The sequence below is a fragment of the Hymenobacter qilianensis genome (assembly GCF_014489555.1).
GTDB lineage: Bacteria > Bacteroidota > Bacteroidia > Cytophagales > Hymenobacteraceae > Hymenobacter > Hymenobacter qilianensis.
In genome coordinates, this window is sequence record NZ_CP060784.1 from 1026307 (window position 1) to 1052932 (window position 26626).

Genomic DNA, 26626 nt, shown 5'->3' on the forward strand with positions numbered 1-26626 from the left:
ATAATAAATACTTGATTTACAATATTTAATAATTTGTTTCGAGGCGCTCAGAAAAAATATTTTAACAGATTGTTTATCACGTTGTATTTGGTCAACTAGTTTTATACATTTGACTCACCCAGTTATCTTTTTATAAGAATTTTCTCTTTCACCGGCAACCTGCACTATTTGACTTAAAGCTCTACGTTCTCTTAACCCGTAGCCTTTATGGAAACCATGCAGCCGAGTGATTCCGCGTTGATTTCGCTCTACATTGCCGGCAAAGAAGATGCATTCGCTCTCTTGCTGGAGCGGCACAAAGCCCGCGTCTTCACTACTATCATGCTCATCGTGCGCGATGAAGCCGTTGCTGAAGACTTACTCCAAGACACCTTTATAAAAGCCATCCACACCATGAAGGGTGGACGCTATAACGAGGAAGGAAAATTTTCTTCCTGGATTTGCCGCATTGCCCATAATTTGGCCATTGACTGCTTCCGCCGCGAAAAACGTAAGCCTTTATTGAGTCTTGATACAACAAGCCACGCCTTTAATTCGTTGGCTTTAGCGGAAGAGGGCGCGGAAGCGACCATCACCCGCGAAGAGACCCATGCCCGGTTGCGCGAATTAATTCAGGACCTGCCCGCGGCGCAGAAGGAAGTGCTTGTGATGCGTCATTATGGCGATATGAGCTTTCAGGAAATCGCCGATGCAACGGGGGTCAGCATTAATACCGCTCTGGGGAGGATGCGCTACGCGCTTATCAACCTGCGGAAAAAAATGGCCGCACAACCCGTTTTCTATGATCAAAACATTTACCCACGAGAAGCTGATCCGGTACGTGTACAACGAGTTGCCGGATAAGGAACGCCAGGAAGTAGAGCAAGCCTTGGCGCACGATGCTGAGCTGGCCGCCCGCTGTGCCGATTTGCTGCTGGCTCAGCGCTGCCTCACCAGCTTGCAACGCGGTCCCCAGCCCGCAACGACCCAAGCCATTCTACAATATTCGCGCAACTTTCTGACGCCGTCGTAGAAGAGAAAAGGAGGGAATGAGTAACGAGAGTAGCGTATTTTGCTGCTTTATTACTCATTCCCTCTTTTTTATGCGCAAGGCTGAACGGTTTCGTCGCTTTCTGGACTATTTCACCACGCACTTCCCGGAGCCGCAAACGGAACTACAGTATTCCAATCCGTACGAGCTGATTGTGGCGGTAGTACTCAGCGCCCAGTGCACCGACAAGCGCGTAAACCTGGTGATGCCCGAGTTGCTGCGGCATTTCCCGACACCGGCCCACTTAGGCGCGGCAACAGCCGAGGAGGTCTACCCGTTTATCCGCAGCGTTTCCTACCCGAATAACAAGGCGAAGCACTTAGCTGGCTTGGGAAAAATGCTGATGGATGAATTTGGCGGCGAAGTACCAAGCACCATTGAGGAGTTGCAGCGCTTGCCGGGCGTTGGCCGCAAAACGGCCAATGTTGTGGTTTCCGTCATTTATAATCAGCCGGCCATGGCAGTGGATACCCATGTATTCCGGGTGTCGCATCGGTTGGGGTTGGTCAATCGCTCATCTACTACGCCGCTGGCAGTAGAGAAGGATTTGGTGCGCTATACTCCCGAAACGCTGATTCCGAAGGCTCACCACTGGCTGATTCTGCATGGCCGCTACATTTGCGTAGCTCGCCAGCCCAAATGCGCTGTTTGTCCCCTCACCGATTTCTGCAAGTATTATGCAGAGCATTTTGGCTTGTCTGCTCCTGATGGCCCCGGTTCGTTAACTGAGCCAAAATTACCCCCCAGTATCACAGATAACGACGCTGCGGGCACAACATAGTACATAAGTAGTCCTAGTTAGTATTAGATCTCGCATTTTCCAACACTTTCTGTACATCAGCGGCCATCACCTTTCTATCAAAATGTAGTAAGGCAGCGGTTCTACCTCTTTCTCCGGCTTGTCTCAGAATTGCAGGCTTAGCTAACAGCTCACTCAGACATGAAGCCAGCATGGTTGCGTCGCCGGCGGGCGTGTACCAGCCACACGCATAGTCTTCGACCCACTTTCTTGTCCAGCCATTGTTCGTGACAACTACGGGGGTACCTACGGCAAGGCTGTCATAGAATTTAGCGGGCGAATTCGCATCCAATACGGGCAAATCCAAGAAGGAAACTATCGACACTTCAGCCAACTTAAACCACGTAAACACGGCATGGCGGGGTTGGGGGGCAATTAAGCGAATACTAGGGCATCGGGCTGCCGCTGCCTGAATCAGAGGCTCGTGAAAGCCGTGCCCCATAAATAGCCAGGTAATATCCGGGTGGCTGGGGGCCATTTTTTCGGCCGCGGCAACCAACGTCGGGATATCATTGGCCCGCCCGAAAGTGCCGGCATAGAGCACCACCCGGCGGCCTATCAGGTCTTGTTCGCGCCGCAGATTAGCAACGGCCGCGTCGGTGGCTGCCGCAGCTAAGTGAAAGTCGGTACCGTTAAGGACAGTGGTTATTTTAGCTGTGTTAATTCCCAACGCCTCTATATAGCCTGACATATCCGGGGATAATGGCAGAATGTGGCTGGCACTGGTATAAAGCCCTTTCTCTAAAGCAAATAGCCGTCTTTGCGCTATCTTATTCGGCACGGCGCCCATGGCAATCGGGAAAGAAGGCCACAAGTCCTGCACTTCAAATACCCACGGCACCCGACGTAGTCGCGCTACTCGCGCGGCGGCCCAGGCAGCCGTCAGCGGCGTTGATATTCCCCAGATAACATCGGGCTTGTCCAAGCGCAGGCCTTCGCGCAGGGCGTAGGCGGCATATTGCCCAAAAGCTAATGCCCGCCGCCCGACACCCATCTTATTATGATAGGGAACGTCTGCGGCTCGCATTTCTACCCCATCCGGCACCCACGGAAACTGTTGGGTAAGGCGCTGTGGCTCCCACGTGCGCGTCGTTATTAGTGATACGCGGTGCGTGCGGGCTAAATGCGCCAGCAGCGTGTAGTGCCGGCTGGTAGCCGGACAATCGGGGTTGGTGTGATACTGGCTGAAAACCGCGATATGCACTTCGGCAACTAAATTCTAGCTTCTTACTCTCTTCGTATGAAATAAAATAGCTTCTGTTTTAATCTACTTCCGCTTTGGCCGATAACGCGACTCATTGAGTATAGCCTGCGGATCTTTCTTGGCCATGAGTTGAGCTAGCGTCACGTTTGGGTGCGTTTCCATGTATTTGCGCACAATCTGCCAGCCTACCCAAGCGCCAATACGACCGGGGGCCGTTTTTGCTATTTCGGGCACGTTGGGGCGCTCACTCACGTATTTTTGAATAGTAAAAGGGCTGTTATTATAGAGCAGTTTTTTTTCAATAAAGTGAGCCCACACCTTACTCTCATTGAACTCCAAGCCAGCCAATTCATCGGCGGTGTAGCCAATGAGCACCGAATCGGGAGTGCAGGGCAGCACTTTTTCGCTGAAGTACAGCGACTTACCCAGTTGTATCATCTCGCCCAGCATGGTTTGCTGGTTAGCAGGCAATGGCTGGTTGTATTTGCTGGAAATGGCCTGCGCTACGGTTGGTAATAAATGAGCAGGTGTATAGCGCCGCAGGATGTAGCCGGGTACGTTGGGGCGGTAGCTGGCTTTGGGCCCGACGAAGAAGTCGAGGCTGAGCACCATCAGGCTGTCATTTACGAATAAATCCTGGCTCAGGCCGCTTACAAACGTCTTTACAGGCGGCACCCGGAAATTCGGAAAATAGTAGCGCACGTGCTGCATCATCTGCTTTAGCTCCGCCTGTAGGGTGTCGGTGCTAGAGAATTCAGCCTGCGTTTCGCGGCCTAGCTTCTGCAAACCCGGATTGGTAGCTAAGCGCGTAAGTGTAGCAGCCAGAGCCGCATCGGAGGGATACTGCCGACGCTGCAGAAACTGGTTGGCCAGCAGCGGGTTGCGAGCCAGAAACTGCCGGGCCTCTGCTTCATTTTTGATTGCGAAGAATGATTGCTCCAGCCGCTCGACTTGTACGGGAGCCTCTATCTTGGCTACTTCCGGATTTATTTCGCAGGTATTGGCCTTTTTGCAGCCAGTCAGGAGCAATAGAGTACCCAACCAAATGGCAAAACAGGTACGCAGAGGGGCAGATTTGTGATACACGGTTCTATCTTTGGGACGAAAATAGCCAAAACGAAACGCCAGCCAGTCAGCTTTCGTGTTTCAGGTGTCGTTTTATCCGTTTAATTATGAAAAAAATACTTTTAGCCCTGCTCCTGCTCGGTGCTACCGCTGGCACAGCCTCTGCCCAAGTCGAAATCGGTATCAAGCTTTCCCCTTCCATCGCCTATTTGCGGGCAGATTCACCGGGTGTAAGTAATTTTAAGTCAGAGAAAAGTAAGCTAGGTATTGGAGGCGGTTTGGTAGTGGATTACTTCTTTGGCCAAAACTACGCCTTTGGTACGGGCTTACAGCTTACCAGTAAGGGTGGCACCATTTCCTACAGCGGATTCGACTTAAACAATGAGCAGAAGATTAGCCTGCAATACCTGGAAATACCGCTAACGGTAAAGTTGTTCACCAACGATATTACCACTGATACAAAGCTCTACTTTCAACTGGGGGGCAAAATTGGTGGCGTAGTAGCGGCTCGCATCGACGGCGACAAGTTCTACCAAGGGAATGAAAGGTCCCGCAAGCACTTTATTATTCCTGATGCAGCTTTACTTGGCGGCTTCGGAGCGGAATATCAAGTGGGCCAGAGCACGAAGGTATTTGCTGGCCTCTCGTATCATCATGGTCTTGCTAACATAGACCGCTATTTTGACAACGATGTTACTATCAAAAACGGGGAAGTAGCGCTTGACTTAGGTATCAAGTTCTAATCGAGCCGAAAAAAGCCCCCAGCAACATCTTTTGGGATGAAGATATTGCTGGGGGCTTTTTCTGTTAAAAACGATCAAGCGCCGATTCCTTGCACGAAAAAGCCCGCCTTGCTCATCCAGAGCGAAGCGGGCTTTCTTCTTGGTCAGGGGCTTTTCGCAGAAAAAACCGTTTGTCCTTAATCGATAATCTCTATTTCGCGGTCCTGGAGGCGGGCCATGGCCGCTGCTGGTGAGTGCAGCTCGATGTCTTCGCCCCGTTCGTCCTCGATGCGGTAATCCGTGAGGCCAAGGCTGGTGTCCTTGGTCACTTTTACCCACTTATAATATTTCAAGTACCACTTCATCTGCTTGGAAACCAAGCCTTTAGTATAGTACGCGTACAGGAAAGGGTGCACTTGCAGCGTAATGCCCGACTGGTTTTGAGTCACGAGCAAGTCTTCGATGCTGTTTTCAATCTCATCGGTGACGAGGATAGAAGCCGAAATCTTGCCGGTGCCGCCGCAGGTGGGGCACAGTTCGCCGGTGATGATGTTTTCAGCGGGCCGCACGCGCTGCCGCGTGATTTGCAGCAGCCCAAACTTGGTGATAGGCAAAATCGTGAAGCGCGCTTTATCGTGCTTCATAATGTCCTTCACCGCATCCTCCACCTTCTTGCGGCTCTCCGCCGATTTCATATCAATGAAATCGACGACAATAATGCCCCCATATCGCGCAAACGCAGCTGGCGGGCCACTTCGCGGGCCGCCGACAAGTTTACGTGCAGGGCATTTGCCTCCTGGTCGCTTTCCTGGTTGCTCTTGTTGCCCGAGTTTACGTCGATAACGTGCAGGGCTTCGGTGTGCTCAATAACGAGGTAGCCGCCGCCGGGCACCGTTACGGTTTTACCAAACAGGGTTTTGAGCTGCTTCTCGATGTTGAACTGCTCAAACATCTTCACCTTACCGGTGTAGTGCTTCAGCAAGCCCAGCTTATCAGGAGCAATCTTCTCCAGGTAAGCCCGCATCTCCTCGTACATCGGCGCTGAGTCGACGGTGATGGCATCGAATGACTCGTTGAGCATGTCGCGCAGCATGGAGCTAGTGCGGCCCAGCTCGCCCAAAACCTTATCGCGCTCCTTTGCGGTGCGCAGGGTCTGGAAGAGCTGCTCCCAATTAGCTGTCATGCTCTGCATATCCTTGTCCAGCTCGGCCACCTCGCGACCTTCGGCTACTGTGCGGATGATGACACCGAAATTGTCGGGCTTAATGGAGGCGATGAGACGCTTGAGGCGGTCGCGCTCCGTGCGGCTGACAATCTTCTTGGAAACGCTGATGGTATTGGAAAAAGGTACCAATACAAGGTAGCGGCCCGCCATCGAAATATCGGTGGACAGGCGCGGACCTTTGGTCGATATGGGCTCTTTTACAATCTGAACCAGCAGCTGCTGGCCCTTTTTGAGCACGTTGTCGATCTTGCCGACTTTGTCGAGCGGCTCCTCAAACTGAAAGGTTTTCAGAGGCCCGACGGTAATTTTCTGCGATTGTACGCCTTTCACCCACTTATTCAGCGACAGGAAATTCTCGCCTAAATCGCCGTAGTGCAGAAAAGCGTCTTTCTGATACCCGATGTCAATGAACGCGGCGTTCAGACCGGGCATCACTTTCTTGACCGTACCCAGGAAGATGTCACCAACGGAGTAGTTGGTGTCGTTGCGGTCGAAATGGTATTCGATGAGCCGCTTGTCCTGGAGCAGGGCAATTCGTTCGCCATCCTGAGCAGAATTAATGATTAATTCGTTACTCAATGTCTCGGTAGCTTAACTAATCTCCCCAAAAGTGCCCGAATTTGCCCCCCGAAACCCACAAAGGGAAGCCAGTGCACCAAGGCACCAACTTCCCTTCCGAGCCACGGGGAAAGCATCAAACCAGCCACTCTCAAGGATACTAAATGAGAGATAAACGGACTTTGGTTGAAGCCTCAACCGTCCGCCAGCTAACCCCGCGGGGCTTACTTCTTCTTGTGACGGTTCTTGCGCAGACGCTTCTTGCGCTTGTGGGTGGCAATCTTATGACGCTTTCTCTTTTTACCGCAGGGCATGTGGTTGTGGTTTAAATGGTTGAATGACTTTATTCTTCGTTAGCTGATTTTTCATCCGCCGCTTCTGCTTCGTAAGCAGTAGGCTTCGGAGTCACAAATCTGCTATTTTATTCCAACTTGCTCAGCTCCTCATCGACGGAGGCCGCCAGACTTGGGTCGCTGCTTAAGCTTTTCGCTTTAGTGAAAGCCGCTCGGGCTTCCTCTTTAGCACCCGTTTGGGCCAAAGAAACGCCTAAATAAAACTGGCCGTTCACATTCTCCGGATTCACTTTTACAAGCTCCTGAAAACGCTCTACGGCTTTGTCGTACTGATTGCTTTGGATAGAGAGGATGCCCAGGTTATAGAGCGCCTTCTCGTTGCGTGGATTGGCAGCCAACACCTCGCGCAGTAACGTAACGCCCTGTACGGGGTTGTCGCTGGCCATGTAGGCCATACCGAGGTTGGTTTTAGCGTCGAGGTTATCAGGGTTGTTTTTCAACACCTTTTCGTACAGCTCCCGCGTTTTGGTGCTGAGCGTTTTGGCCCGCTCCTCTGTAGCTGCGAAGCCAAAAGCCTCGAAGTACTCATCAGCAGCCCGTTTCCAGGCTTGCTCACCGGGGCGGGCAATTGCGACCTGCTCGTAGTAATAGCCGGCGCTATCAAACTTAGCGATGGCCTTATACTTAGCAGCCAAGTCGGAGGCTACGCGCAGGCGGGCCTGCGGGTCGCGTTCTTTATTGAAGCGGGCAGCCAAATCTTTTATCTCGCGGCTTTGCTCAGCAGTAGCCTGCTGATGCGGCTGCTCAGGCGTAGCGCCCGCGGGTCCAGCGGTTTGCTCCTGGTCGCCCGAGGAAGCGATAGCCTTTGAGCCATTAGTAGCGGGGCCGCCACCGTCGCGGTTGGCCGTACGGGCCGCATCCTGACTCATCTCGCCTTTCCCTTCTTTAGGCTTCACCGTTACCTTGGGCAACAGAAACAACCCAGCCACCAGCACAAGGGCAATGACTAGTATGATTAACTGATGTGAGCGGGAACGTGACGCCATGCAGAAAAAGCAGGCCGCCGGGCTCCCGGTTACGGAGCGCCCGACGGCTAGCCGGCAAAAAAGTAAATGGAAGAAAAAGAAGGATTAAGCCTGAGCGGTTTCCTTAATTTTCTTGCTGTTTTTGATTTTGCCGATGAATGTTTTCGACGGCTTGAAGCTCGGGATAAAGTGCTCGTCGATGATGATCGACGTATTTTTAGAGATGTTGCGAGCCACTTTCTTTGCCCGCTTCTTGTTTACGAAGCTGCCAAAGCCGCGTACGTAGATATTGTTGCCGTCGGCCATCGAATCCTTTACTACTTTGAAGAAGGCTTCGACGGTAGCTGACACGTCTCCTTTTTCGATGCCGGTCTTGTCGGCAATCTCGGCGATTACTTCTGCTTTAGTCACGCTGGTAAATGAAATGTACTATGGAGAGAAAAAATATGCTGGGCAAAATATCCCGATTCAACACGTAAGCCCTTGCCCGGTAAGCTGTTCGCTTATGAATTGGGGCCACAAAGGTAGTTTGCTTTTTTGGTTTTGCAACATTATTTACTGATTCCACACAGCTCCGTCTTTCTTTCCTAAATTATTTATTCTCAATATATTGACTTCCCACTCTTCTGCTCTCGCCCACCCTTTCTTTGCCTCTGCTCTCCTCAACTGGTACCCGCGTCACCGCCGCGACTTGCCCTGGCGTCATACCCGCGACCCGTACGCTATCTGGCTCTCAGAAGTCATTTTGCAGCAAACACGAGTGAAGCAAGGTCTCCCCTACTACCTTGATTTCGTGACCACTTATCCTACTGTGCAGCAGTTGGCGGCGGCTCCCGAAGACGAGGTAATGCGTCACTGGCAAGGGTTGGGCTACTACTCTAGGGCCCGCAACATGCATCATACTGCCAAACAAGTCACAAGCGAGTTTGGGGGTCAATTTCCAGGCTCGTATGCGGGCTTGCTCCAACTCAAAGGTGTAGGCCAGTACACTGCTGCCGCCATTGCCTCTTTTGCCTACGATGAGCAGGTGGCCGTGCTTGATGGCAACGTGTACCGGGTCTTGGCTCGCGTGTTTGGCATCAGCGCGGATATTGCTGCGCCAGCCAGCCGCAAAGTGTTTCAGCAGCTGGCTGATACGCTGATTCCGGCGGCCTCACCGGCCGAGTTCAACCAGGCCATCATGGAGTTTGGCGCTATTCAGTGCACGCCAGTAAAGCCTGACTGTCTTTTTTGCCCCTGCAAGGTCAATGCTTTGCTTTTCAGCATGGTATGGTGCAGGAGCTGCCCGTAAAAAGTAAGGCTAAAGCAGCACGCACGCGCTATTTTCACTACATGGTCTTGCGCTACGATGATACGATCTACCTGCGTAAGCGCACGGATAAGGACATCTGGCAAGGCTTATATGACTTTGCTCTAACTGAAACTGACAGCCCCGATTTGCCCCCACCGACCTGCTCGATGCGGTGGAAGCTCTGGGGGGCAAATTGGACACCAGCAGCGTATCGGAACCGGCTTACGCGGCCCGGCATGTGCTGAGTCATCAGAAAGTGGAAGCGCGTTTTCACCCTGTTTGGCTGGAAGCGCCACTCCCTGTTTCCGCCCTGACGGCTACAGGTCTGGCCGCTTTCACTAGCCCAGAAATAGAGCAGTTACCCAAGGCCGTTTTGATCAGTAATTACTTGGGAAGACCCGGTTTTTAAGCCCATTTTGGCTTGGACGCCCCATGTCTTTTTTGTATCTTTAAAGGAATAGGAAGCAGCTTATTTTGCTTCGTAACCCCTTATTAATCAAGCTATGTCAGCAGGAGTGAACAAAGTAATCTTAGTTGGAAATCTGGGTAAAGACCCGGAAGTGCGCCACTTGGAAGGCGGCGTAAGCGTGGCCAATTTTACACTGGCCACCAATGAGTATCACAAGGATAAAAGCGGGGCCCGTATTGAGCGTACTGAGTGGCATAACATCACTGCTTGGCGCGGCCTGGCGGAGGTGGCCGAGAAGTATCTGCGCAAAGGCCACCAGGTATATATCGAAGGTCGCATTCGGACGCGCCAGTATCAGGACAAAGACAATCAGACCCGTTACATCACGGAAATCGTGGCTGATGAGATGACCATGCTGGGTGGTAAGCCCCACACCGATGGAGCCGCAAACCAAGTCACACCAGCTCCTGAGCCGCAATCCTTCCGTCAGGAGCCAGAATTAGACCAGTTACCATTTTAAAAATGCCCCCAGCGGGTGATACTACCCGAAAGCCCCGGCTTCGTGCCGGGGCTTTTGCGTTTCTAGGCTTCCGGATCGGACCGGTAGATTAAGACAACATCTTCATTTCCGCCTACCTTTGATTATCATCTTTGCATTGTTTCAAATGCCTGTTTTTCGACTTTACCACGGTTTGAGTGCGGTTCTGCTTTTTGTGGGGGCCATATTTACTTCCTGCACCTCTTCCGGGGGCGACTATACGCCTAAGCCTAAGGGGTATAATCGTATTGATTTGCCGCCCCATAGCTACCAGCAGCTCCCGGCGGGCCGCCCCTACACTTTCGAATACTCGCAGCACGCCCGCGTACTACGCGACTCGTCATATCTGGCGCAGCCCAACTGGATTAACATTTATTATCCAAAACTGGGCGCTAACGTGCAGATCACTTACACCAATGTGCAGCAGAATCCGAAGCTGTTTAATAAGATGATGGAGGATGCGCGTAAGCTCACCAGCAAGCACCAAATAAAGGCATCGGCCATCGACGAGAGCATCATGCGAACGCCGAGCGGAATGAAGGTGGCCGTATTTGAGCTAGCTGGTGACGTGCCCAGCCAGTTTCAGTTTTACACCACTGATAGCACCAAGCATTTTTTCCGCGGAGCGCTTTACTTTCCCATCGCGACGGCCAATGATTCACTTGCCCCGATCATTGACTATGTCAAGAAGGATATCGTTCAGATGCTTAATACCTTAAAATATCAATAACGTTTTGCTTAGTGAGCAATGCAGGGACCAAGGACGCAGTCATCTTACCTCGGCATTGCTCATTCCCATGAATGAGCAATTTCTTCAACACCAAAATAGAATATTTGCGGGGGTAGGTACCCAGCGGGCTCAACTTCTGCAAAAGGAGTTGAACCTCTTTACCTACGGCGACCTCATTCAGCGCTACCCTTTCCGCTACCTCGACCGCACTCAATTCTATAACATCGTCGATCTGCACGATGACCTGCCTTATGTGCAGGTGAAGGGTGTATTGCGCAACCGTGAAGTGTTAGGCGAAGGCCCTAAGCAGCGCTTGGTAGCCAAAATTGCCGACGAGAGTGGCGAGTTGGAGCTGGTATGGTTTAAGGGCGTAAAATACCTACAAAACGTCGTCAAGAATCATCAGGAATACATTGTTTTCGGTAAGCCGACGATGTTCAATGGCAAGCCGCAAATGGCCCACCCAGAACTGGAGGAAGTCACGGAAGCAAAGCCGGGTCAGAGCTTTTTGCAGCCCGTTTACAATACCACCGAAAAGCTCAAGAATTACCATCGCATTGATAGCAAGGCACTGGCCCGCATCGTGGCCGACTTGCTCAAAATTGCCCCCCGCACATTTCGGAGTCCTTATCGCCGGCCCTGATTCAGCACTATGCGCTTATGGGGAAGGCAGATGCGTTGCAGCAAATTCACTTCCCGCAGAGCCCTGAGTTGTTGCAGGCAGCACGGTTTAGGCTCAAGTTTGAGGAGTTGTTCTACGTTCAGCTCAAGCTGCTACGCCAGCGCGACCAACGCAAAGTAGAGCTAGCGGGCCAGATTTTTCGAGAAGTGCCGTCGTTGGTTGATTTCTATAAGAACCATCTACCCTTCGACCTCACTGGTGCCCAGAAACGTGTTATTCACGACATCTACAAGGATTTTTGCGCCGGCAAGCAGATGAACCGCCTCTTGCAGGGCGACGTGGGCTCGGGCAAAACCATCGTGGCCTTCATAGCCATGCTCATGGCCGCCGACAACGGCGCCCAAAGCTGCCTGATGGCGCCCACTGAAATTCTGGCCGACCAGCACTATGTGGGCCTTAAGGCTTACGCCGACCAGTTGGGTATAAGCATTGGCAAGCTTACGGGCAGCACGCGTACTGCTGAGCGACGGGTACTGCATGAAGCATTGCGGGCAGGCCAGATGCACATGTTAGTGGGCACTCATGCCTTGCTGGAAGACGTCGTGCAGTTCCGTAACCTAGGTCTGACCATTATGGATGAGCAGCACCGCTTCGGTGTGGCCCAGCGCTCGAAGCTATGGCAAAAGAACCCGCACGTTATTCCGCACGTGCTGGTGATGACGGCCACACCTATTCCGCGTACGCTGGCCATGACGCTTTATGGTGACCTCGATGTATCGGTGATTGATGAGTTGCCCGCCGGTCGCAAGCCCATCGTGACGGTGCATCGCTATGATGCTAATCGGTTGAAGGTGTTTCAATTTTTGCGCGACCAGATTAACCTGGGCCGGCAGGTATATATCGTGTATCCGCTGATTGAGGAATCGGAGACGCTGGACTATAAAGATCTTACGGACGGCTACGAAAGTGTAGCGCGTGCCTTCCCTGAGTTTCAAATCAGCATTGTGCACGGCCGCATGCGGGCTGAAGAGAAAGACTTCGAAATGCAGCGCTTTATTAAAAAGGAAACGCAGATCATGGTGGCGACCACCGTTATTGAGGTGGGCGTAAACGTGCCAAACGCCTCCGTGATGGTGATTGAAAGCTCTGAGCGGTTTGGCTTATCGCAACTGCACCAGCTGCGGGGTCGGGTAGGCCGCGGCGCTGACCAGAGCTACTGCATATTGATGTCGGGCTATAAGCTCAGCAAAGACTCGCGCACTCGCCTCGAAACGATGGTGCGCACCAACAACGGCTTCGAAATCGCTGATATTGACTTGAAGCTGCGCGGCCCTGGCGACCTGATGGGCACCCAACAGAGTGGCGTGCTCGATCTGCTTATCGCTGATTTAGCGAAAGATGGCCGCATTCTGAGCGAATCGCGGGCAGCAGCCCAGCAACTCCTCAGCGAAGACCCCAGTCTGAGCCGGCCCCAAAACCTCAACATCCGCCGACATATTGAGTCGTTGCCCGCAACGGCAGTAAACTGGAGCCGGATTAGTTAAAGCACTTTTAGCTAAGAAGCATAAAAAAAGCAACTAATGAGTTGCTTATCAAATAATTACCTTAATTATTGCTTACCTGTGCTGGTTCTTGCAACCACCACTGCTTGCCATCTTCCTGGGCAGCACCACCTTGCAGGGTAGCCTGACGCGAGAAGAAAGAGATCATATGCACAGGCAGTTCGTTAGCAGCAGCATCCTTAGCAGCAATATCTCCGGTAATGGGCTCTTTCACCAACTTACCAATAATGATGAGACTAAACAGTAATAAAAACTTTAGTAATGCTTTCATAATGAAGGTAATCTAATAAACGACTGCCGTAGAGGCGCACAAAGTTAAAGCCAAAGTTGGCAAAGAGGCAAGGAAACAAATGGGGAATAGTAGCAAACGTGATTTAGGAGGCTCAAAAGCGTTTTTTAATTTTTATTAATGCTTTTGTCCACCGTTTTTAAGGCAGCTAGCAGGAAGCGCTTATCGGTAATTTCATATTTACATACATTCCATCCACAAAGTAAGCATACTCGAATCCTGATACTGAACACCAGAATATTAAGGCTTCATCAAGAAATGATTACCTACTGTGTAGGTTACCCGACTGGTAGCGGCGCCATATACGAGATGCGGCTGGAGTTGGATACCTTTGATCCTATTTTTTTCTGATAACTATCATTTTTCCAACTTAACTGCCTTTCAACGTGCGATTTGCATTTCTTCATACCTACTGCCTTATCTGTGTTCTTAGTCTGAGCTTGACTGTACCGGCGCTAGGGCAACGAGTTAAATCAGTTGCTTTTAGCTATTTACCAGAAAAATCGGACGACCGCTATAACCAAAGGGTAGCCAAAAAGACGCTTCCTATGGCTGATGGCAGCTTTGTTATTCTGGCACACCGCACGGCTACCGAATACGCCGTGGAGCGTTATGACAAAGAGCTAAAGCGCTTATGGTCAACGCCGCTGCCGCTCACTGCCGAAGAGAGCATTGATGGTTTTGGGCAGAGCAGCCAGCAAATCACGGTGCTTATCTACCGCAAGGATGGGGCAACTCAAAGCTTAGCAGGGCAAGCCTTTGAGCTGGCCACCGGCAAAATTGCCCCCCAGAAAAAGCTTACCGAAACTGCTGCCCGCAACCGTAGACCCGGCGCCGCATTCTCCCTTGATGGGACCAAAATCGTGGCGTGGCAATACGTCACCCGCGACCAGCAGATTCGGTCTATCAGCGCCAGCGTGTACAATGAGAAGCTAACCAAGCTGAAGGACCGTGTCTACAATTTTCAGGATCTGGGGGGCTTTTTCTCGACTACTATTCACATCGACAACGAGGGCACGCAGTATGTAACGCTGCTGAGCGACGATATGAAGAAGCTCACCGTGCGTCGTTACCGCAATGATAACGCGGACATCAAAGTTATGTCGGTGGCATTAGGCGGCTCCTTTGAGGGCAAGGCCGTAATGGTATTCGACGCCAAATTTGCCCTTCGGCCAGACACTACACTTTACGCCGCCGCTATTTGCACCGAGCGCCTGACGGGCCTTTACTACAGCCTGAAAGTAGTAAAGTTCGATTTCAAGGGCGAGGGCACGATGAAATTTGTCCCCGAGTTTCGCTTCAAGCCCGAATACCTGGCCGAAGTCAACAAGGCGACGCAATCCACGGCCAAGCGCCTGGAAGACGTGTACCTGACCGACTTGCTATTCACGGAGGAAAAGCAGATGATAATCGTGGCGGAGAAAAAGTATGAGGAGGGCGGCGACGCTTCGCCGGTTCATGCCCGCGAGCTACACCTGTTTGGCTACAATGAGTTTCAGCTACCGGAGTGGCACAGCATCATCGATAAAAAGCAGGTGGCCTCGCCTGCCGAAGCCTTTGCTGGTATCGGCTACCGCGTGGGCGTTTTTGGCCCCGAGATTCATATCCTAACGCAGGAAAAACTGAAAGGCAAATCGGACCTGTACCTGCGCCGGGTGAACGCGCAAACCGGCGTAGTGCAGCCAGCTAAAGGCTTGGGCCTCAACGTAGCGAATGATCAGCAGCTGGCTTATGTAAAAGATTTTACGGCTTGGCTCGACCCCAAAACTATCGTAGGGGTGAGCCGGCCCAGCAAGAAATCAGCCGCCCTGCAACTCAATAAAATCGCGGTGAAGTAGATACAGATATATTGAATAAAAAAGCCCCCAGAATGTATCTGGGGGCTTTTTTATGCTTAACAATCTCTGTCAACTAGTACACGTACTCGTTTGCCTCAATCATCGCGGCGGCGATGCGACGGCGGGCTTCTTTGGTATTGAATAGCTCCGCTTTAGTGAAGCGCTTGAGGCCGGTAGCCAGCAGGCGCTGCTCGTCGCCTTCGGTCATGGCGGCAATAGCATCTTTTGCCGCTTTGGTTACGGAGTCAATCGTGTCGGCCAGATACACACGGGCAATATCGATCTGGTTGGCCAGAGCAGCTTCGTTGCTCAGACTGATTTCCTTCTCAACCCGTAGCAGCGTGCTCTCGGCCGTGTACACCTTGATCGACATGTCGGCGATGTTCATCAGCACTTCCTGCTCTTTGGCCAGGGAGTTCATGTACTTCTGAACGGCCGTACCGGCTACCATCAGGATTGCTTTCTTGAGGTTGGCAATGATCTTCTTCTCGGCGCCAAACAGCGAATCGTCAGCTTCGGCGAAGTCCGGGATGGCCAGCAGTTCCTGCTGCACCGCTTGAGCGGGGCCCATCAAGTCGAGCTCACCTTTCAGCCCCTTTTTCAGGATCATATCAACGGCCAGCATGCGGTTGATTTCGTTGGTGCCCTCAAAAATGCGGTTGATGCGGGAGTCGCGGTAAGCGCGGTCCATGGGATAGTCGGCTGAGAAGCCGTAGCCACCGAAGATCTGTACGCCCTCGTCGCACACATAATCCAGCACTTCCGAGCCTTCTACCTTTAGCATCGCGCACTCCACGGCAAATTCACGAGCGGCACCTAGCAGCGCTTCGTTCGTTGATTTGCCCTGGCTTAGCAGCTCCTGCTCCATACGGTAGATGTCCATGCCGGCGCGGTAGATAGCCGATTCGGCAGCGTACACGCGGATAGCCTGCTGGGCCAGCTTGTGGCGAATAGCGCCGAATTTAGAGATGGGCAGCTTAAACTGCACCCGCTCATTAGCATACTTAATGCTCAGGTTAAGCGCCATTTTGCTGGCGCCCAAGCAGGCAGCAGCCAGCTTAATACGGCCAATGTTCAGGATATTGAAGGCAATTAGGTGGCCTTTGCCAACCTCACCCAGCACGTTCTCCTTTGGCACCGTTACGTCCGACAGGAATACCTGGCGAGTGGACGAGCCGCGAATACCCATCTTGTGCTCCTCCGGTCCGAACGTCAGCCCGGGTGTGTTGCGCTCGATGATGAAGCCGGTGAATTTGTCGCCGTCAACCTGGGCGAAAACGATGAATACCTCCGCAAAACCAGCATTGGTAATCCACATCTTCTGACCATTCAGCACGTAGCTCTGGCCGTCTTCAGTCAGGATGGCCTTAGTTTTGGCCCCCAGCGCATCAGAGCCCGAGCCAGGCTCGGTGAGGCAGTAGGCACCAGCCCACTCGCCGCTCGTCAGTTTGGGCAAATACTTCGTTTTCTGCTCCTCGTTGCCGAAGTACAGAATAGGCAGCATAGCAATGCCCGTGTGCGCCGCAAAGGCTACCGGGAAAGAATGCCCCCACCCACGCCTTCCGTCACGCGCAGAGCCGTATTAAAGTCCATGTCGTAGCCGCCGTACTCGGCGGGCATCGACACGCCGAACAAGCCTAGCTCACCGGCTTTCTTCATCAATCCAGCCATCAGGCCTTCCTCGTGGTTGTCGAGGCGGTCCAGCAGCGGGTACACTTCACTAGTCACGAAGTCCAGACAGGTCTGGTACATCATATTTTGCTCCTCGGTGAATTCAGCGGGCGTAAACACATCTTGCGCATCCGTCTCTTTGATGATGAATTCACCGCCTTTTCTGAGTTTGTTTGATACTTCCATGACTATGTGAGGTTGAGAGTTGAGGTTAATTCAATGAGGGTAAACAGCAATGAAACTATTAGGCTTGCCGAGCATTAGGGGCAACACATCCCTTTGATTTCACTACCGAAATATACAAAAATATGTTAGGCTTGCCGAGTACTTAGCGGAAAGAAAACCCCGTTCGGTTTGGGGCTTTCCTTCCACTTATAGAAACAGGATATCTTCCTGTCAAGTTCTGATTCTGGGCTACTTCAGCAGCTCGTAAATACCAGCTACGCCTTGACCACCGCCTACGCATGCAGTCACCATGCCGTACTTCTTGCCCCGCTCGCGCAGTTCGTCGAAAAGCTGAATGCTGAGCTTGGCGCCAGAGCAGCCCAGCGGGTGACCCAAAGCAATAGCTCCACCGTTCACGTTCAGCTTGTTTTCATCGATACCAAGTTCCCGAACCACCGCGATAGACTGAGAAGCGAAGGCCTCGTTCAGCTCAATCAGATCTATGTCATCGAGCTTCATGCCGGCTTGCTTAAGCGCTTTTGGCACGGCCTTGATGGGGCCCATACCCATGATGCGCGGGTCAACGCCTTCGGCGGCGTACGTGATCATGCGGGCAATCGGCTCCAAGTTCAACTCCTTCACCATGCGCTCCGACATGACGATAACGAAAGCAGCGCCATCGGAAGTTTGGGATGAGTTGCCGGCTGTAACGCTGCCACCCGCCGCGAATACTGGACGAAGACGGGCCAGTGCTTCCACCGAGGTATCGGCCCGAGGGCCTTCGTCGGTGTCTACTACGTAAGAGCGCGTTTTCTTCTTGCCTGAAGCTTGATCGAGATAAGTCTCTTCGACCGTGATGGGCACGATTTGCTTTTTGAATTTGCCCTCCTTAATGGCTTTGATGGCCTTCTGATGGGAATTGTAAGCAAACATATCCTGGTCTTCCCGGCTGATGCTGTAGTCTTTCGCTACCGCTTCAGCCGTGAGGCCCATACCCAGATAGTAGTCCGGGTTTTTCTTTACCAAGTTGTAGTTAGGCACTGTTTTCCAGCCCACGGTCGGTACCTGCGACATATTCTCAGCGCCACCGGCGATGATGCAGTCGGCCATGCCGGCGGTGATTTTACTGGCGGCCATGGCAATGGTCTCGATGCCTGAGCCGCAATAGCGGTTCACTACCAACCCCGGTACGTTTATGGGCAAAGCCAACAGCGAAATCATCCGGCCGATTTGCAGGCCTTGCTCGGCTTCAGGTACCGCGTTGCCCACAATCACGTCATCGACGCGAGTGGGATCAAGCGCGGGCACGGAGGCCATCAGGTGTTTGATAACTTCAGCGGCGAGGTCATCGGTACGGGTGAAGCGGAAGCCGCCGCGGGGGGCTTTTCCCACGGCCGTACGGTAACCAGCTACGATATATGCAGTCATTAGTGTAAGTCTTGAGGAAAGTGATAGAGTTGAAACCAGCTTCCGGCGCTAGTTTCTCAAAGGCTTGCCAGTAGTGAGGATGCTCTGAATACGCTCCAGCGTTTTCCGCTCGCCAGTCAGCGACAGAAAAGCTTCACGCTCCAGATCCAGCAGGTACTGCTCACTGACTTCCGTGGGCTGCGACAAGTCGCCGCCGCACATGATGTATGCCAGCTTATTGGCAATTTTCACGTCGTGCTCCGAGATGTAGTTGCCTTCCTTCATGGCATATACACCACTCATAAACATGCCCAGCGCGCCTTTACCGTGTACCTTGATGTTGGTTTTCTGAACGGGCATGGTATAACCAGCATCAGCCAAATCAAGCGCCTCGGCTTTTGCTTGGGCAATAAGCCGCTGGCTGTTTACCACAATTTCGTCGCCACGACGCAGGAAACCCAGGTCGAATGCTTCGGCAGCAGAGGTAGATACTTTGGCCGTGCTTACCGTTACAAACGTGTTGCGCAGCAAATTAAATTCCGGCTCGCCTTCCTCGTATTTGGCTGCGGTGCGCAGAGTCATTTCTTTAGTGCCGCCACCGGCCGGAATCACACCTACCCCGAATTCTACCAAGCCCATGTACGTCTCAGCGGAAGCTACCACCTTATCGGCATGCAGGCAGATTTCGCAGCCGCCGCCCAACGACAAGCCGTGCGGCGCCGTCACGACGGGAATGCTAGAATAGCGCATCCGCATCATGGCGTTCTGGAACTGCTTGATCATCAGGTTCACCTCGTCGAACTCCTGCTCGATGGCATACATGTAGAGCAGGGCCAAATTGGCCCCCGCCGAGAAGTTAGGCGCGTCGTTGCCTACTACCAAGGCGCGGTAGCCAGCTTCGGCCATATCCACCCCTTTCATCAGGCCCTGAATAACATCGGAGCCGAGGGTGTTCATCTTGGAATGAAACTCAACGCCTAGCACCCCGTCGCCGAGGTCGTGGACGCTAGCACCGGCGTTTTTCCAGAGCACTTTGCCCGTTGCCCGCAGGTTGTCGAGAATAATGAAGTTCTCGACGCCCGGAATGGGCTGGTAGCTCTTGCTTTCGAGGTCGTAGTACTGCTTGGCGCCGGCTTCAGAAACTTTGTAGAAGGAAGTATGGCCAGCGGCCAGCATCTCCTGCACCCAGGCGGCGGGCTGCTTGCTTTCAGCCTGCATCAACTCCAGGCCCTGCTGCACACCTAGCGCATCCCAGGTTTCAAACGGACCCATGTCCCAGCCGAAGCCAGCCCGGAGCGCGTCGTCAATCTTGTACAGCGAATCGGTGATTTCGGGAATGCGGTTGGTGACGTAGGCAAACAGGCCCGCGAACATCTTGCGATAAAACTCGCCCGCTTTGTCTTTGCCGCTGGCTAGCACCTTGAAGCGAGGAGCTAACTGCTCGATGGTTTTGGTCAGCTCCAGCGTGGCGAACTTCACCTTCTGGCTGGGCTGGTACTCCATGGTGTTCAGGTCGAGAGCCTGAATCTCAGATTTGCCCCCGCGCCTTTTACTTTCTTGTAGAAGCCCTGACCGGTCTTGTCGCCGAGCCATTTCTTCTCGCCCATCTGCTTCAGGAAGTCGGGCAACTCGAATACGGCTTTGGCTTCGTCATTCGGCAGGCCTTGGGCGAGGCCGTTGGCTACGTTAATCAGCGTATCAAGCCCTACCACATCGGAAGTGCGGAACGTAGCCGACTTGGCGTGGCCGATAACCGGACCAGTAAGCTTATCGACTTCCTCCACCGTCAGGCCCAGCTGCTGCATGATTTGCAGCACATCCATGATGGCGAACACGCCCACGCGGTTGGCAATGAAGGCAGGCGTGTCTTTGGCTAGTACCGTGGTTTTGCCCAGGTACAGGTCGCCGTAGTGCACCAGAAAGTCAACCACGGCCGGGTCGGTGGCCGACGTCGGAATTATCTCGAGTAGCTTCAGGTAGCGGGGTGGGTTGAAGAAGTGCGTGCCGCAGAAGTGCTTCTGAAAATCATCGGAGCGACCTTCGGCCAGCAGATGAATGGGAATACCCGACGTGTTCGACGTGATAAGCGTGCCGGGCTTACGCACTTTTTCTACCTTTTCGTAGAGGCTCTGCTTGATATCAAGCCGCTCCACTACTACCTCAATAGTCCAGTCGCAAGTGGCAATATCCTTCAGGTTATCATCGAAGTTACCGGTCTTGATGCGCGAGGCGTCCTGCTTGCGGTACAAGGGCGACGGGTTGGAAGCCACCGCCGCCTGCAACGAGGCATTCACAATGCGGTTGCGCACGGCGGGGTTTTCCAGTGTCAAACCCTTGGCTTGCTCCTCGGGCGTTAGCTCGCGGGGCACGATGTCGAGCAGCAATACCTGAGCACCGATGTTGGCGAAATGGCAGGCAATGCGCGAGCCCATCACGCCGGAGCCGAGCACGGCCACTTTCTTGATAGTTCGATTCATAAAGCTGAAACAGGTAATCTGTTGGCAAAAAATAGAATAGGTAGAAGGCAAAACGCCCCAAAAAAGCCCCCTAGGCGGAGGTAGTTTCGGGGCGAAGCGGCTTAGGTGTGAAGTCGTCGAACAGGGATTTGCTTTCAATCATGGCGTTGATCTGGCCTATCACCTTGAAAAGCGTGTCCAGCTGCGCCTGCGGAATTTTCTCCCGCACCTTCTGATTGAAGTGGCGCACCGTCTGGCGCGAAATCTCCTTGCCGCGCAGGCCTTCTTCAGTCAGGAAGATGCGCACGGAGCGCTTGTCCTGAGTGTCGGCTTGCTTGTAGATGAGGCCACGCTCTTCCATGCTGCGCAGAATACGCGTGAGGCTGCGCGTCTCCAACCCCAGCAGGGGGCAATTTTGGTGGCGGGAGTGCCATTTTCCTGATCAATATTCAGGAGCACGAAACCGATGCTGGTCGTGATGTCGTGCTTGGCAGCCTGCGTATTATACATGCGCGAAATGGCATGCCAGCAGACTTTAACGTTATAATCGACGGTTTCTTCGGGTTTCATCGGGGAGAGGATGTCCGGTAAACATACAAAGAATATGTTAGGCTTGCATACTACTTTGCGATAAAAAAGTTGTGCCCCGTTGTGTTCAGTAATGCGCCCAAGCAAAACGGCCCCGCTATTTTATTAGCGGGGCCGTTTCGGTTAGCGAAGCGCGTTCTGATGATATAAGCTCTCAATCAAATCCCGATTATTCTCGGTAATGGCTTTGCGCTTCACCTTCATCGTGGGCGTCATCTCGCCGGTTTCCACGGTCCAGAGATGATCCATGAGACAGATTTTTTTGACCTGCTCCCACTGCGCGAATCCTTTGTTATAGCCCTTCACTAGGTCGTCATACATATCCACGATTTTAGGGTCCTTCACAATCTCTTGGTTAGAGGTAAAGGGGACATCGTGGCGCTTACACCAGTTCTTGAGCTCATCAAACGAGGGCACCACCAGCGCCGACGGAAACTTCTGGTCGGCGCCCACGACCATGGCCTGCTCAATCAGCGGCGACTCTTTCAGCTTGTTTTCGATGACCTGAGGGGCAATATATTTGCCCCCGAGGTCTTGAACATCTCCTTTTTGCGGTCCGTTATCTTGAGGAAACGACCATTCACAAACTCGCCAATGTCGCCGGTATGAAACCAGCCGTCTTCGTCGATTACTTCTTTAGTTAATTCGGGCTTGTTGTAGTAGCCTTTCATCACCGAAGCCGACTTGGTAAGGATTTCACCGTCAGCAGCAATTTTCACTTCCGTATTGTCAATCACGGGGCCTACGGCGCCGATGAAGTTATTCTCCCGCTCGAAGCCGCTCACGGCAATTACGGGGGAGGTTTCGGTGAGGCCGTAGCCTTCCATCACCGGAATGCCCGCTGCCCAGAACACGCGGGCCAGCCGCGGTTGCAACGCCCCACCGCCCGACACGATGCACTTCAAATTGCCCCCAGCGCCTCGCGCCACTTGTTGAAGATGAGCTTATTAGCCAGTGCTAGCTGGGTGTTGTAGAAGAAGCCCTGATTTTTCTGGGTGTCGAACTTCAAGCCCAGATCAAGGGCCCAGAAGAACAGATTTTTCTTCACGCCTTCCAGATCGTGGCCCTTGGCAACTATCTTATCATATACCTTCTCCAGCAGGCGCGGCACGGTGGTAAAAATCTGCGGCTTTACCTCGCGCAGGTTGTCGGCAATGACTTCCATACTCTCGGCGTAGTAAATGCTCACGCCGTTGATCATGTACAGATACGTCACCATACGCTCAAAAATGTGGCAGAGCGGCAGGAAGCTCAGGGCTGTATCATCCTTGGTAACGGGCACCGAGGGCTGCGAATTGCGGCAGTTGCTGAGCAGGTTGTCGTGGCTGAGCATCACCCCTTTCGGGTTGCCGGTAGTGCCTGAGGTGTAGATGATGGTCATCAGGTCGTCGGGCTGCACGGCGGCTTTCAGCGGCTCCAGATCGGCGGGGTTGCCCTTCTTACCCATAGCCAGCAGCTCATCGAAATGCCGGGCACCTTCTACTTTGTCGAAGGTGAAAATGTGCTGTACTCCAGGCAAGGCAGCTGTGGCCTCTTTCACCTTGGCGTACAGACCTTTATCGGACACAAACACGGCCTTTACGCCGGCATCGGTGAAGATGTACTTATAATCTTCAACGGTAATGCTGGGGTACATGGGCACACTCACGGCCCCAATTTGGGAAATACCAAAGTCGGCCAGCATCCATTCCGGACGGTTCATGGAGATGATGGCAACCTTGTCATCTTTTCCGATTCCCAGCTGCTGCAGCCCCAGGCTTACCTGATTGGCCGCTTCACTTACTTGCTGGGTGCTCATCTTTTGCCATTCGCCATTGACTTTGGCGGCCAGGCAATCAGATTTCGGATATTTCGCAAGCTGGTGAGGCAGAATATCAAACGCGCGACGAACTTCCATTTAATAAGAGCGAAAGGGTGGGAAATACTGGTTAAATAACTGGATTTTTTCGCGGAAAGCCAACTACTGTAGTGTGATTGAAACGCTGGGGGGCAAATGTGGTGGATGGCTGACACGATTTGCGTAATTTCGCCGGCCTGCCTTGCTTTTGCCCGATGAATCTGGCTATCTTCTTTGATCCGCTCCCTGAGGAGCTAGTACCCCCGCTCATTGCCCCTACCACGCTCGGGGCACATCTCACCTGCTTTCTGGATACGTTTCCGGATTGGCGGGATGCTGACATGGCCATTATCGGCCTGAACGAGTGGCGGGGCAGTACGGCCGGCGCTCCTGCCAGGCACGGAGCCAACGCCGTGCGCCAACGTTTCTACCAGTTGCAGAAGGGCGCGGCTCCGCTTCGCCTCACCGACCTGGGCAACCTGCGCCCCGGCCTTACCCTCGAAGATACCTACCGACGCCTGTGCGAGATAGTGGCCACGCTGCTCGAACACAACACGGTGCCCATCCTGTTGGGCGGCAGCCACGATCTGGATTACGGGCAATTTCTGGCTTACGAAACCCTCGATAGGGCCGTCAGCTTTGCCACCGTGGATGCCCGCGTGGACATGGCCGAGCACGACTCGGCCGCCGCGGAGGACTCGCATCTGCGGCGTATGCTCATGCACGAGCCTAGCTTTCTGTTCAACTTCGCCCAGCTGGCGCACCAGCAATATCTGGCGACGCCGGAAGTATTGGCGGCGCTGGAAAAGCTGCATTTCGAAACGTTGCGGTTGGGCGCTGTGCGTACGGATGTGCGCCAGGCCGAGCCGTTACTGCGGCAGGCCGATTTTGTGAGCTTTGATGTAGCCGCGTTGCGCTGGCAGGATGCGCCGGCTTATTCGCCGGCCAACCCTTTCGGCTTGACCAGCGAGGAAGCAGCACAGCTTGCCTGGTACGCCGGCCACAACGACCAACTCAGCAGCTTCGGCCTCTACGGCTACCGCCCCGACCACGACCCCCACGGCCTGGGCGCCGCCACCCTGGCCACCATGCTGTGGTATTTTGTGGAAGGATTTTATCATCGGCGCGGCGAAACTGATTTCCAAAGCACCCGCTTCAAGCGCTACGCCGTGGGGCTGCCCGGCACACCGGCCAAGCTGGTTTTCTACAAAGCCAAACGCACCGAAAAGTGGTGGCTGGAAGTGGAAAGTCTGGCCGATAGTGCCATTAAGCGAGTGGTGCCGTGCAGCTACGAAGACTACGTGTACGCCGCGCAAGGCGACTTGCCCAACCGCTGGATTCTGACGCAAGCGCTATTAGGCTAATCCTATTGGGGTATTGTCACCGCTTGATTAATATTATACCTCCCTATTGCTCTGCATGCATCCTATTTTGCCCTCAACAACCCAACATGACAGCTTACCAGAGTACACAAAAGCTCAGCTAGCGCTGCGTAATGGTCAAGACCGGGACGAAATATGGGTTTGTTATGAGGGGTTGATTTACGATGTTGGTCGGTCCCGGCTCTGGACGCGCGGCAACCACTACGGCCACTGGGCCGGCCAAGACTTAACTGACGAGCTGCACCGCGACGCTCCTCATACGGCCCATGTTTTTGATAAATTCCAGGTGATTGGGCGCCTAAAAATGCCCCCCAACCTCGTCACTGCCAACCAGACTGGCCGGTAACCGTAAGCGCCGTCATTCCACCCACCTATTCTGCCCTCTGCCATGAACTCCACCGAAAGCGCCTCCCTTTTCAACAACCTTGAAACCCTTTCCACGCACGATTTGCTAGCTGGCATGAACAGCGTCGACCAGACCGTGCCACAGGCCGTCGCTAAGTCGTTGCCCCAGATTGAGGCGTTGGTAGATGCTACTGTGGCTTGTATGCAGCGTGGGGGGCGTTTATTTTATATCGGTGCGGGCACGAGTGGGCGGCTGGGTATTCTGGATGCGTCTGAGTGCCCGCCTACTTTCGGGGTACCGCAGGGGTTGGTTATCGGCATCATTGCCGGTGGCGACACGGCTATTCGCCAAGCGGTAGAAAATGCCGAAGATGACCCTGAGCAAGCCTGGAAGGACTTGCAGAAGCACAGTATCAACCAGAACGATATGCTGGTAGGCATTGCTGCCTCGGGCCGCACACCCTATGTTATAGGAGGCTTGGAGCAGGCCCGGCGTCAGGGTATTGCCACGGGTTGTATTGTCTGCAATGCGGGCTCTTTGGTAGCCGCCGCTGCCGAGTTTCCAGTGGAAGTCGTGACGGGGCCGGAGTTCGTGACCGGTAGCACGCGCCTGAAAGCGGGTACGGCGCAGAAGCTGGTGCTCAACATGCTCACCACTGCTACCATGATTCGGCTGGGCAAAGTGAAAGGCAATAAAATGGTGGATATGCAGCTCAGCAACTATAAGTTGGTAGACCGCGGTGAGCGCATGCTTATGGATGAGCTTGGCATCGAACAGCCTGAAGCTGCGGCGCTTCTGCAACAGCACGGTTCGGTACGGGCAGCGCTGGCGGCTCATGCCAATCAATAACGGGAGTTAGTAGCGCTGAGCTCTGCTTTATACCTGGCCAATATTTTTGAGCGGTGTATGGAACAGAACGTCCGGTGGCACGTTTCTATCAAAAAACAGCCGCCTTCCCGTGCATACCATCGAGCCGCATTATAATTGGATTGAGCAGTATTCGGCCTCCGAAGACCCCCGCTCGCCCCTGTTCGAGGCCGAAAACAGCCTTGATTCCTTCACCAATACGATTTATGGCTATTACATTCACCCTCAATGGGATAGCCTGGAGTCGGACACCTTATTCCTCAAAATCCTCTTCGTAGATTATGAGCAGGGTATTGCGGTTATCGAGTTTATTGGTGAGTGGAATGACGCCATTGAGAACGATGTGATGCAGCTCAAGCGCAACATCATTGATCTGATGGTGCACGAGGGTATCCGCAAGTTCATCCTCATCGGGGAAAACGTGTTCAATTTCCACGGCTCCGACGACTCTTACTACGAGGAATGGTTTGAGGATGTAGAAGATGGCTGGATTGCCGGCGTCAACTTTCAGGAACACGTGCTGCGCGAGATGCGCCAGTACAACATCGACAACTACGTAAACTTCGGCGGCCAGCTTGATGAGCTGCCGTGGCGCACCTATGAGCCGCGCCGCCTTTTTGAAGTAGTAGACAGCATGTTGCAGCGCCGGCTCAATTGAAAAAGTATAACCAATAAAAAAGCCCCCAGAACAAGTCTGGGGGCTTTTT

General features: G+C 53.2%; 23 protein-coding genes and 5 pseudogenes. 15 read left to right on the forward strand and 13 right to left on the reverse strand.

Annotation, left to right across the window (positions count from 1 at the left end; all coding sequences use genetic code 11):
- Positions 1–207: 207 nt before the first annotated feature.
- The 3 genes from H9L05_RS04755 (at position 208) to nth (ending at position 1811) form a co-directional block, all read left to right on the forward strand.
- Positions 208–843 carry an RNA polymerase sigma factor gene (locus tag H9L05_RS04755; protein ID WP_187312003.1) on the forward strand — a complete coding sequence of 212 codons (636 nt, stop codon included), beginning with the start codon at positions 208–210 and terminating at the stop codon, positions 841–843.
- Positions 782–1012 (forward strand): anti-sigma factor, encoded by a 231-nt coding sequence (locus H9L05_RS04760; protein WP_223284735.1) that lies wholly within the window; start codon positions 782–784, stop codon positions 1010–1012. Before H9L05_RS04755 ends, H9L05_RS04760 begins: the two co-directional genes overlap by 62 nt.
- Positions 1013–1082: 70 nt before the next feature.
- Complete coding sequence (nth, locus tag H9L05_RS04765; protein WP_187733233.1) at positions 1083–1811, forward strand: endonuclease III; 729 nt, start codon at positions 1083–1085, stop codon at positions 1809–1811.
- Positions 1812–1824: 13 nt separating this feature from the next.
- On the opposite strand, the gene H9L05_RS04770 is transcribed toward nth, so the two are convergent.
- Entirely contained in the window at positions 1825–3033 is a 1209-nt protein-coding gene (locus tag H9L05_RS04770) for a glycosyltransferase family 4 protein (RefSeq protein WP_187733234.1), read from the reverse strand.
- 63 nt (positions 3034–3096) lie between these two features.
- Positions 3097–4098 carry a gliding motility lipoprotein GldB gene (gene gldB, locus H9L05_RS04775; RefSeq protein WP_444542856.1) on the reverse strand — a complete coding sequence of 334 codons (1002 nt, stop codon included), beginning with the start codon at positions 4096–4098 and terminating at the stop codon, positions 3097–3099.
- Between the two features lie 107 nt (positions 4099–4205).
- Here gldB and H9L05_RS04780 point away from each other — a divergent pair, with 107 nt between their 5' ends.
- The gene (locus H9L05_RS04780) at positions 4206–4841 is read left to right on the forward strand and encodes a porin family protein (protein WP_187733236.1); all 636 of its coding nucleotides are present in this window, start codon (positions 4206–4208) and stop codon (positions 4839–4841) included.
- A 36-nt stretch (positions 4842–4877) separates the two neighbouring features.
- Positions 4878–5021, forward strand: a complete 144-nt coding sequence (locus H9L05_RS04785) for a hypothetical protein (RefSeq protein WP_187733237.1) — start codon at positions 4878–4880, stop codon at positions 5019–5021.
- Here H9L05_RS04785 and H9L05_RS04790 read toward each other — a convergent pair.
- From H9L05_RS04790 to H9L05_RS04800, 3 genes and pseudogenes are all read right to left on the reverse strand, one after another.
- A pseudogene (locus H9L05_RS04790) lies at positions 5018–6624 on the reverse strand (Rne/Rng family ribonuclease). The gene H9L05_RS04785 and the pseudogene H9L05_RS04790 sit on opposite strands and share 4 nt — an antisense overlap.
- Positions 6625–7024: 400 nt before the next feature.
- On the reverse strand, positions 7025–7942 hold the full coding sequence (locus tag H9L05_RS04795) for a tetratricopeptide repeat protein (protein WP_187733238.1): 918 nt from the start codon (positions 7940–7942) through the stop codon (positions 7025–7027).
- Between the two features lie 84 nt (positions 7943–8026).
- On the reverse strand, positions 8027–8332 hold the full coding sequence (locus H9L05_RS04800) for an HU family DNA-binding protein (protein WP_084443967.1): 306 nt from the start codon (positions 8330–8332) through the stop codon (positions 8027–8029).
- Positions 8333–8531: 199 nt separating this feature from the next.
- Here H9L05_RS04800 and H9L05_RS25825 point away from each other — a divergent pair, with 199 nt between their 5' ends.
- From H9L05_RS25825 to recG, 5 genes and pseudogenes are all read left to right on the forward strand, one after another.
- Complete coding sequence (locus tag H9L05_RS25825; RefSeq protein ID WP_317175108.1) at positions 8532–9212, forward strand: A/G-specific adenine glycosylase; 681 nt, start codon at positions 8532–8534, stop codon at positions 9210–9212.
- Complete coding sequence (locus H9L05_RS25830; protein WP_317175109.1) at positions 9191–9457, forward strand: hypothetical protein; 267 nt, start codon at positions 9191–9193, stop codon at positions 9455–9457. The genes H9L05_RS25825 and H9L05_RS25830 overlap by 22 nt, the downstream gene beginning before the upstream one ends.
- Before the next feature lie 258 nt (positions 9458–9715).
- On the forward strand, positions 9716–10141 hold the full coding sequence (locus H9L05_RS04810) for a single-stranded DNA-binding protein (protein ID WP_187733239.1): 426 nt from the start codon (positions 9716–9718) through the stop codon (positions 10139–10141).
- A gap of 145 nt (positions 10142–10286) precedes the next feature.
- Entirely contained in the window at positions 10287–10889 is a 603-nt protein-coding gene (gene gldD / locus H9L05_RS04815) for a gliding motility lipoprotein GldD (RefSeq protein WP_187734184.1), read from the forward strand.
- Positions 10890–10960: 71 nt separating this feature from the next.
- Positions 10961–13055 (forward strand): annotated as a pseudogene (recG, locus tag H9L05_RS04820) (ATP-dependent DNA helicase RecG).
- 61 nt (positions 13056–13116) lie between these two features.
- On the opposite strand, the gene H9L05_RS04825 reads toward recG, so the two are convergent.
- Positions 13117–13344 carry a hypothetical protein gene (locus H9L05_RS04825; RefSeq protein WP_187733240.1) on the reverse strand — a complete coding sequence of 76 codons (228 nt, stop codon included), beginning with the start codon at positions 13342–13344 and terminating at the stop codon, positions 13117–13119.
- A gap of 566 nt (positions 13345–13910) precedes the next feature.
- On the opposite strand from H9L05_RS04825, the gene H9L05_RS04830 reads away from it, so the two are divergent.
- Positions 13911–15200 (forward strand): hypothetical protein, encoded by a 1290-nt coding sequence (locus tag H9L05_RS04830; RefSeq protein ID WP_187733241.1) that lies wholly within the window; start codon positions 13911–13913, stop codon positions 15198–15200.
- A 73-nt stretch (positions 15201–15273) separates the two neighbouring features.
- Here the strand turns inward: H9L05_RS04830 and H9L05_RS04835 are convergent.
- The 7 genes and pseudogenes from H9L05_RS04835 to H9L05_RS04865 form a co-directional block, all read right to left on the reverse strand.
- A pseudogene (locus H9L05_RS04835) lies at positions 15274–17057 on the reverse strand (acyl-CoA dehydrogenase family protein).
- A 228-nt stretch (positions 17058–17285) separates the two neighbouring features.
- Positions 17286–18464: a thiolase family protein gene (locus tag H9L05_RS04840; RefSeq protein ID WP_187733242.1), complete on the reverse strand. Its 1179-nt coding sequence runs from the start codon at positions 18462–18464 to the stop codon at positions 17286–17288.
- A gap of 48 nt (positions 18465–18512) precedes the next feature.
- A pseudogene (locus H9L05_RS04845) lies at positions 18513–20920 on the reverse strand (3-hydroxyacyl-CoA dehydrogenase NAD-binding domain-containing protein).
- Between the two features lie 70 nt (positions 20921–20990).
- Positions 20991–21469: pseudogene (locus H9L05_RS04850) on the reverse strand (MarR family winged helix-turn-helix transcriptional regulator).
- A gap of 141 nt (positions 21470–21610) precedes the next feature.
- A complete protein-coding gene (locus H9L05_RS04855; protein ID WP_455429303.1) occupies positions 21611–22003 on the reverse strand; it encodes a hypothetical protein in 393 nt (130 codons plus the stop codon).
- Entirely contained in the window at positions 21973–22416 is a 444-nt protein-coding gene (locus H9L05_RS25835; protein WP_187733244.1) for an AMP-binding protein, read from the reverse strand. Before H9L05_RS25835 ends, H9L05_RS04855 begins: the two co-directional genes overlap by 31 nt.
- On the reverse strand, positions 22389–23384 hold the full coding sequence (locus H9L05_RS04865; RefSeq protein WP_187733245.1) for an AMP-dependent synthetase/ligase: 996 nt from the start codon (positions 23382–23384) through the stop codon (positions 22389–22391). Before H9L05_RS04865 ends, H9L05_RS25835 begins: the two co-directional genes overlap by 28 nt.
- Positions 23385–23539: 155 nt before the next feature.
- On the opposite strand from H9L05_RS04865, the gene H9L05_RS04870 reads away from it, so the two are divergent.
- The 4 genes from H9L05_RS04870 (at position 23540) to H9L05_RS04885 (ending at position 26577) form a co-directional block, all read left to right on the forward strand.
- A complete protein-coding gene (locus H9L05_RS04870) occupies positions 23540–24688 on the forward strand; it encodes a formimidoylglutamase (RefSeq protein WP_187733246.1) in 1149 nt (382 codons plus the stop codon).
- A 55-nt stretch (positions 24689–24743) separates the two neighbouring features.
- Entirely contained in the window at positions 24744–25052 is a 309-nt protein-coding gene (locus H9L05_RS04875; protein ID WP_187733247.1) for a cytochrome b5 domain-containing protein, read from the forward strand.
- Between the two features lie 42 nt (positions 25053–25094).
- Entirely contained in the window at positions 25095–25901 is an 807-nt protein-coding gene (gene murQ, locus H9L05_RS04880) for an N-acetylmuramic acid 6-phosphate etherase (protein ID WP_187733248.1), read from the forward strand.
- 109 nt (positions 25902–26010) lie between these two features.
- Entirely contained in the window at positions 26011–26577 is a 567-nt protein-coding gene (locus H9L05_RS04885) for a hypothetical protein (RefSeq protein WP_187312022.1), read from the forward strand.
- Positions 26578–26626 lie beyond the last annotated feature (49 nt).

Excerpts from the sequence above, each read along its gene's own strand:
- H9L05_RS04755 (WP_187312003.1), top strand. The coding sequence starts at position 208 with ATGGAAACCATGCAGCCGAGTGATTCCGCGTTGATTTCGCTCTACATT.
- H9L05_RS04760 (WP_223284735.1), top strand. The coding sequence starts at position 782 with ATGATCAAAACATTTACCCACGAGAAGCTGATCCGGTACGTGTACAAC.
- nth (WP_187733233.1), top strand. The coding sequence starts at position 1,083 with ATGCGCAAGGCTGAACGGTTTCGTCGCTTTCTGGACTATTTCACCACG.
- H9L05_RS04780 (WP_187733236.1), top strand. The coding sequence starts at position 4,206 with ATGAAAAAAATACTTTTAGCCCTGCTCCTGCTCGGTGCTACCGCTGGC.
- H9L05_RS04785 (WP_187733237.1), top strand. The coding sequence starts at position 4,878 with ATGAAGATATTGCTGGGGGCTTTTTCTGTTAAAAACGATCAAGCGCCG.
- H9L05_RS04795 (WP_187733238.1), bottom strand. The coding sequence starts at position 7,942 with ATGGCGTCACGTTCCCGCTCACATCAGTTAATCATACTAGTCATTGCC.
- H9L05_RS25830 (WP_317175109.1), top strand. The coding sequence starts at position 9,191 with ATGGTGCAGGAGCTGCCCGTAAAAAGTAAGGCTAAAGCAGCACGCACG.
- H9L05_RS04810 (WP_187733239.1), top strand. The coding sequence starts at position 9,716 with ATGTCAGCAGGAGTGAACAAAGTAATCTTAGTTGGAAATCTGGGTAAA.
- gldD (WP_187734184.1), top strand. The coding sequence starts at position 10,287 with ATGCCTGTTTTTCGACTTTACCACGGTTTGAGTGCGGTTCTGCTTTTT.
- H9L05_RS04825 (WP_187733240.1), bottom strand. The coding sequence starts at position 13,344 with ATGAAAGCATTACTAAAGTTTTTATTACTGTTTAGTCTCATCATTATT.
- H9L05_RS04830 (WP_187733241.1), top strand. The coding sequence starts at position 13,911 with ATGGCTGATGGCAGCTTTGTTATTCTGGCACACCGCACGGCTACCGAA.
- H9L05_RS04840 (WP_187733242.1), bottom strand. The coding sequence starts at position 18,464 with ATGACTGCATATATCGTAGCTGGTTACCGTACGGCCGTGGGAAAAGCC.
- H9L05_RS04865 (WP_187733245.1), bottom strand. The coding sequence starts at position 23,384 with ATGGAAGTTCGTCGCGCGTTTGATATTCTGCCTCACCAGCTTGCGAAA.
- H9L05_RS04870 (WP_187733246.1), top strand. The coding sequence starts at position 23,540 with ATGAATCTGGCTATCTTCTTTGATCCGCTCCCTGAGGAGCTAGTACCC.
- H9L05_RS04875 (WP_187733247.1), top strand. The coding sequence starts at position 24,744 with ATGCATCCTATTTTGCCCTCAACAACCCAACATGACAGCTTACCAGAG.
- murQ (WP_187733248.1), top strand. The coding sequence starts at position 25,095 with ATGAACTCCACCGAAAGCGCCTCCCTTTTCAACAACCTTGAAACCCTT.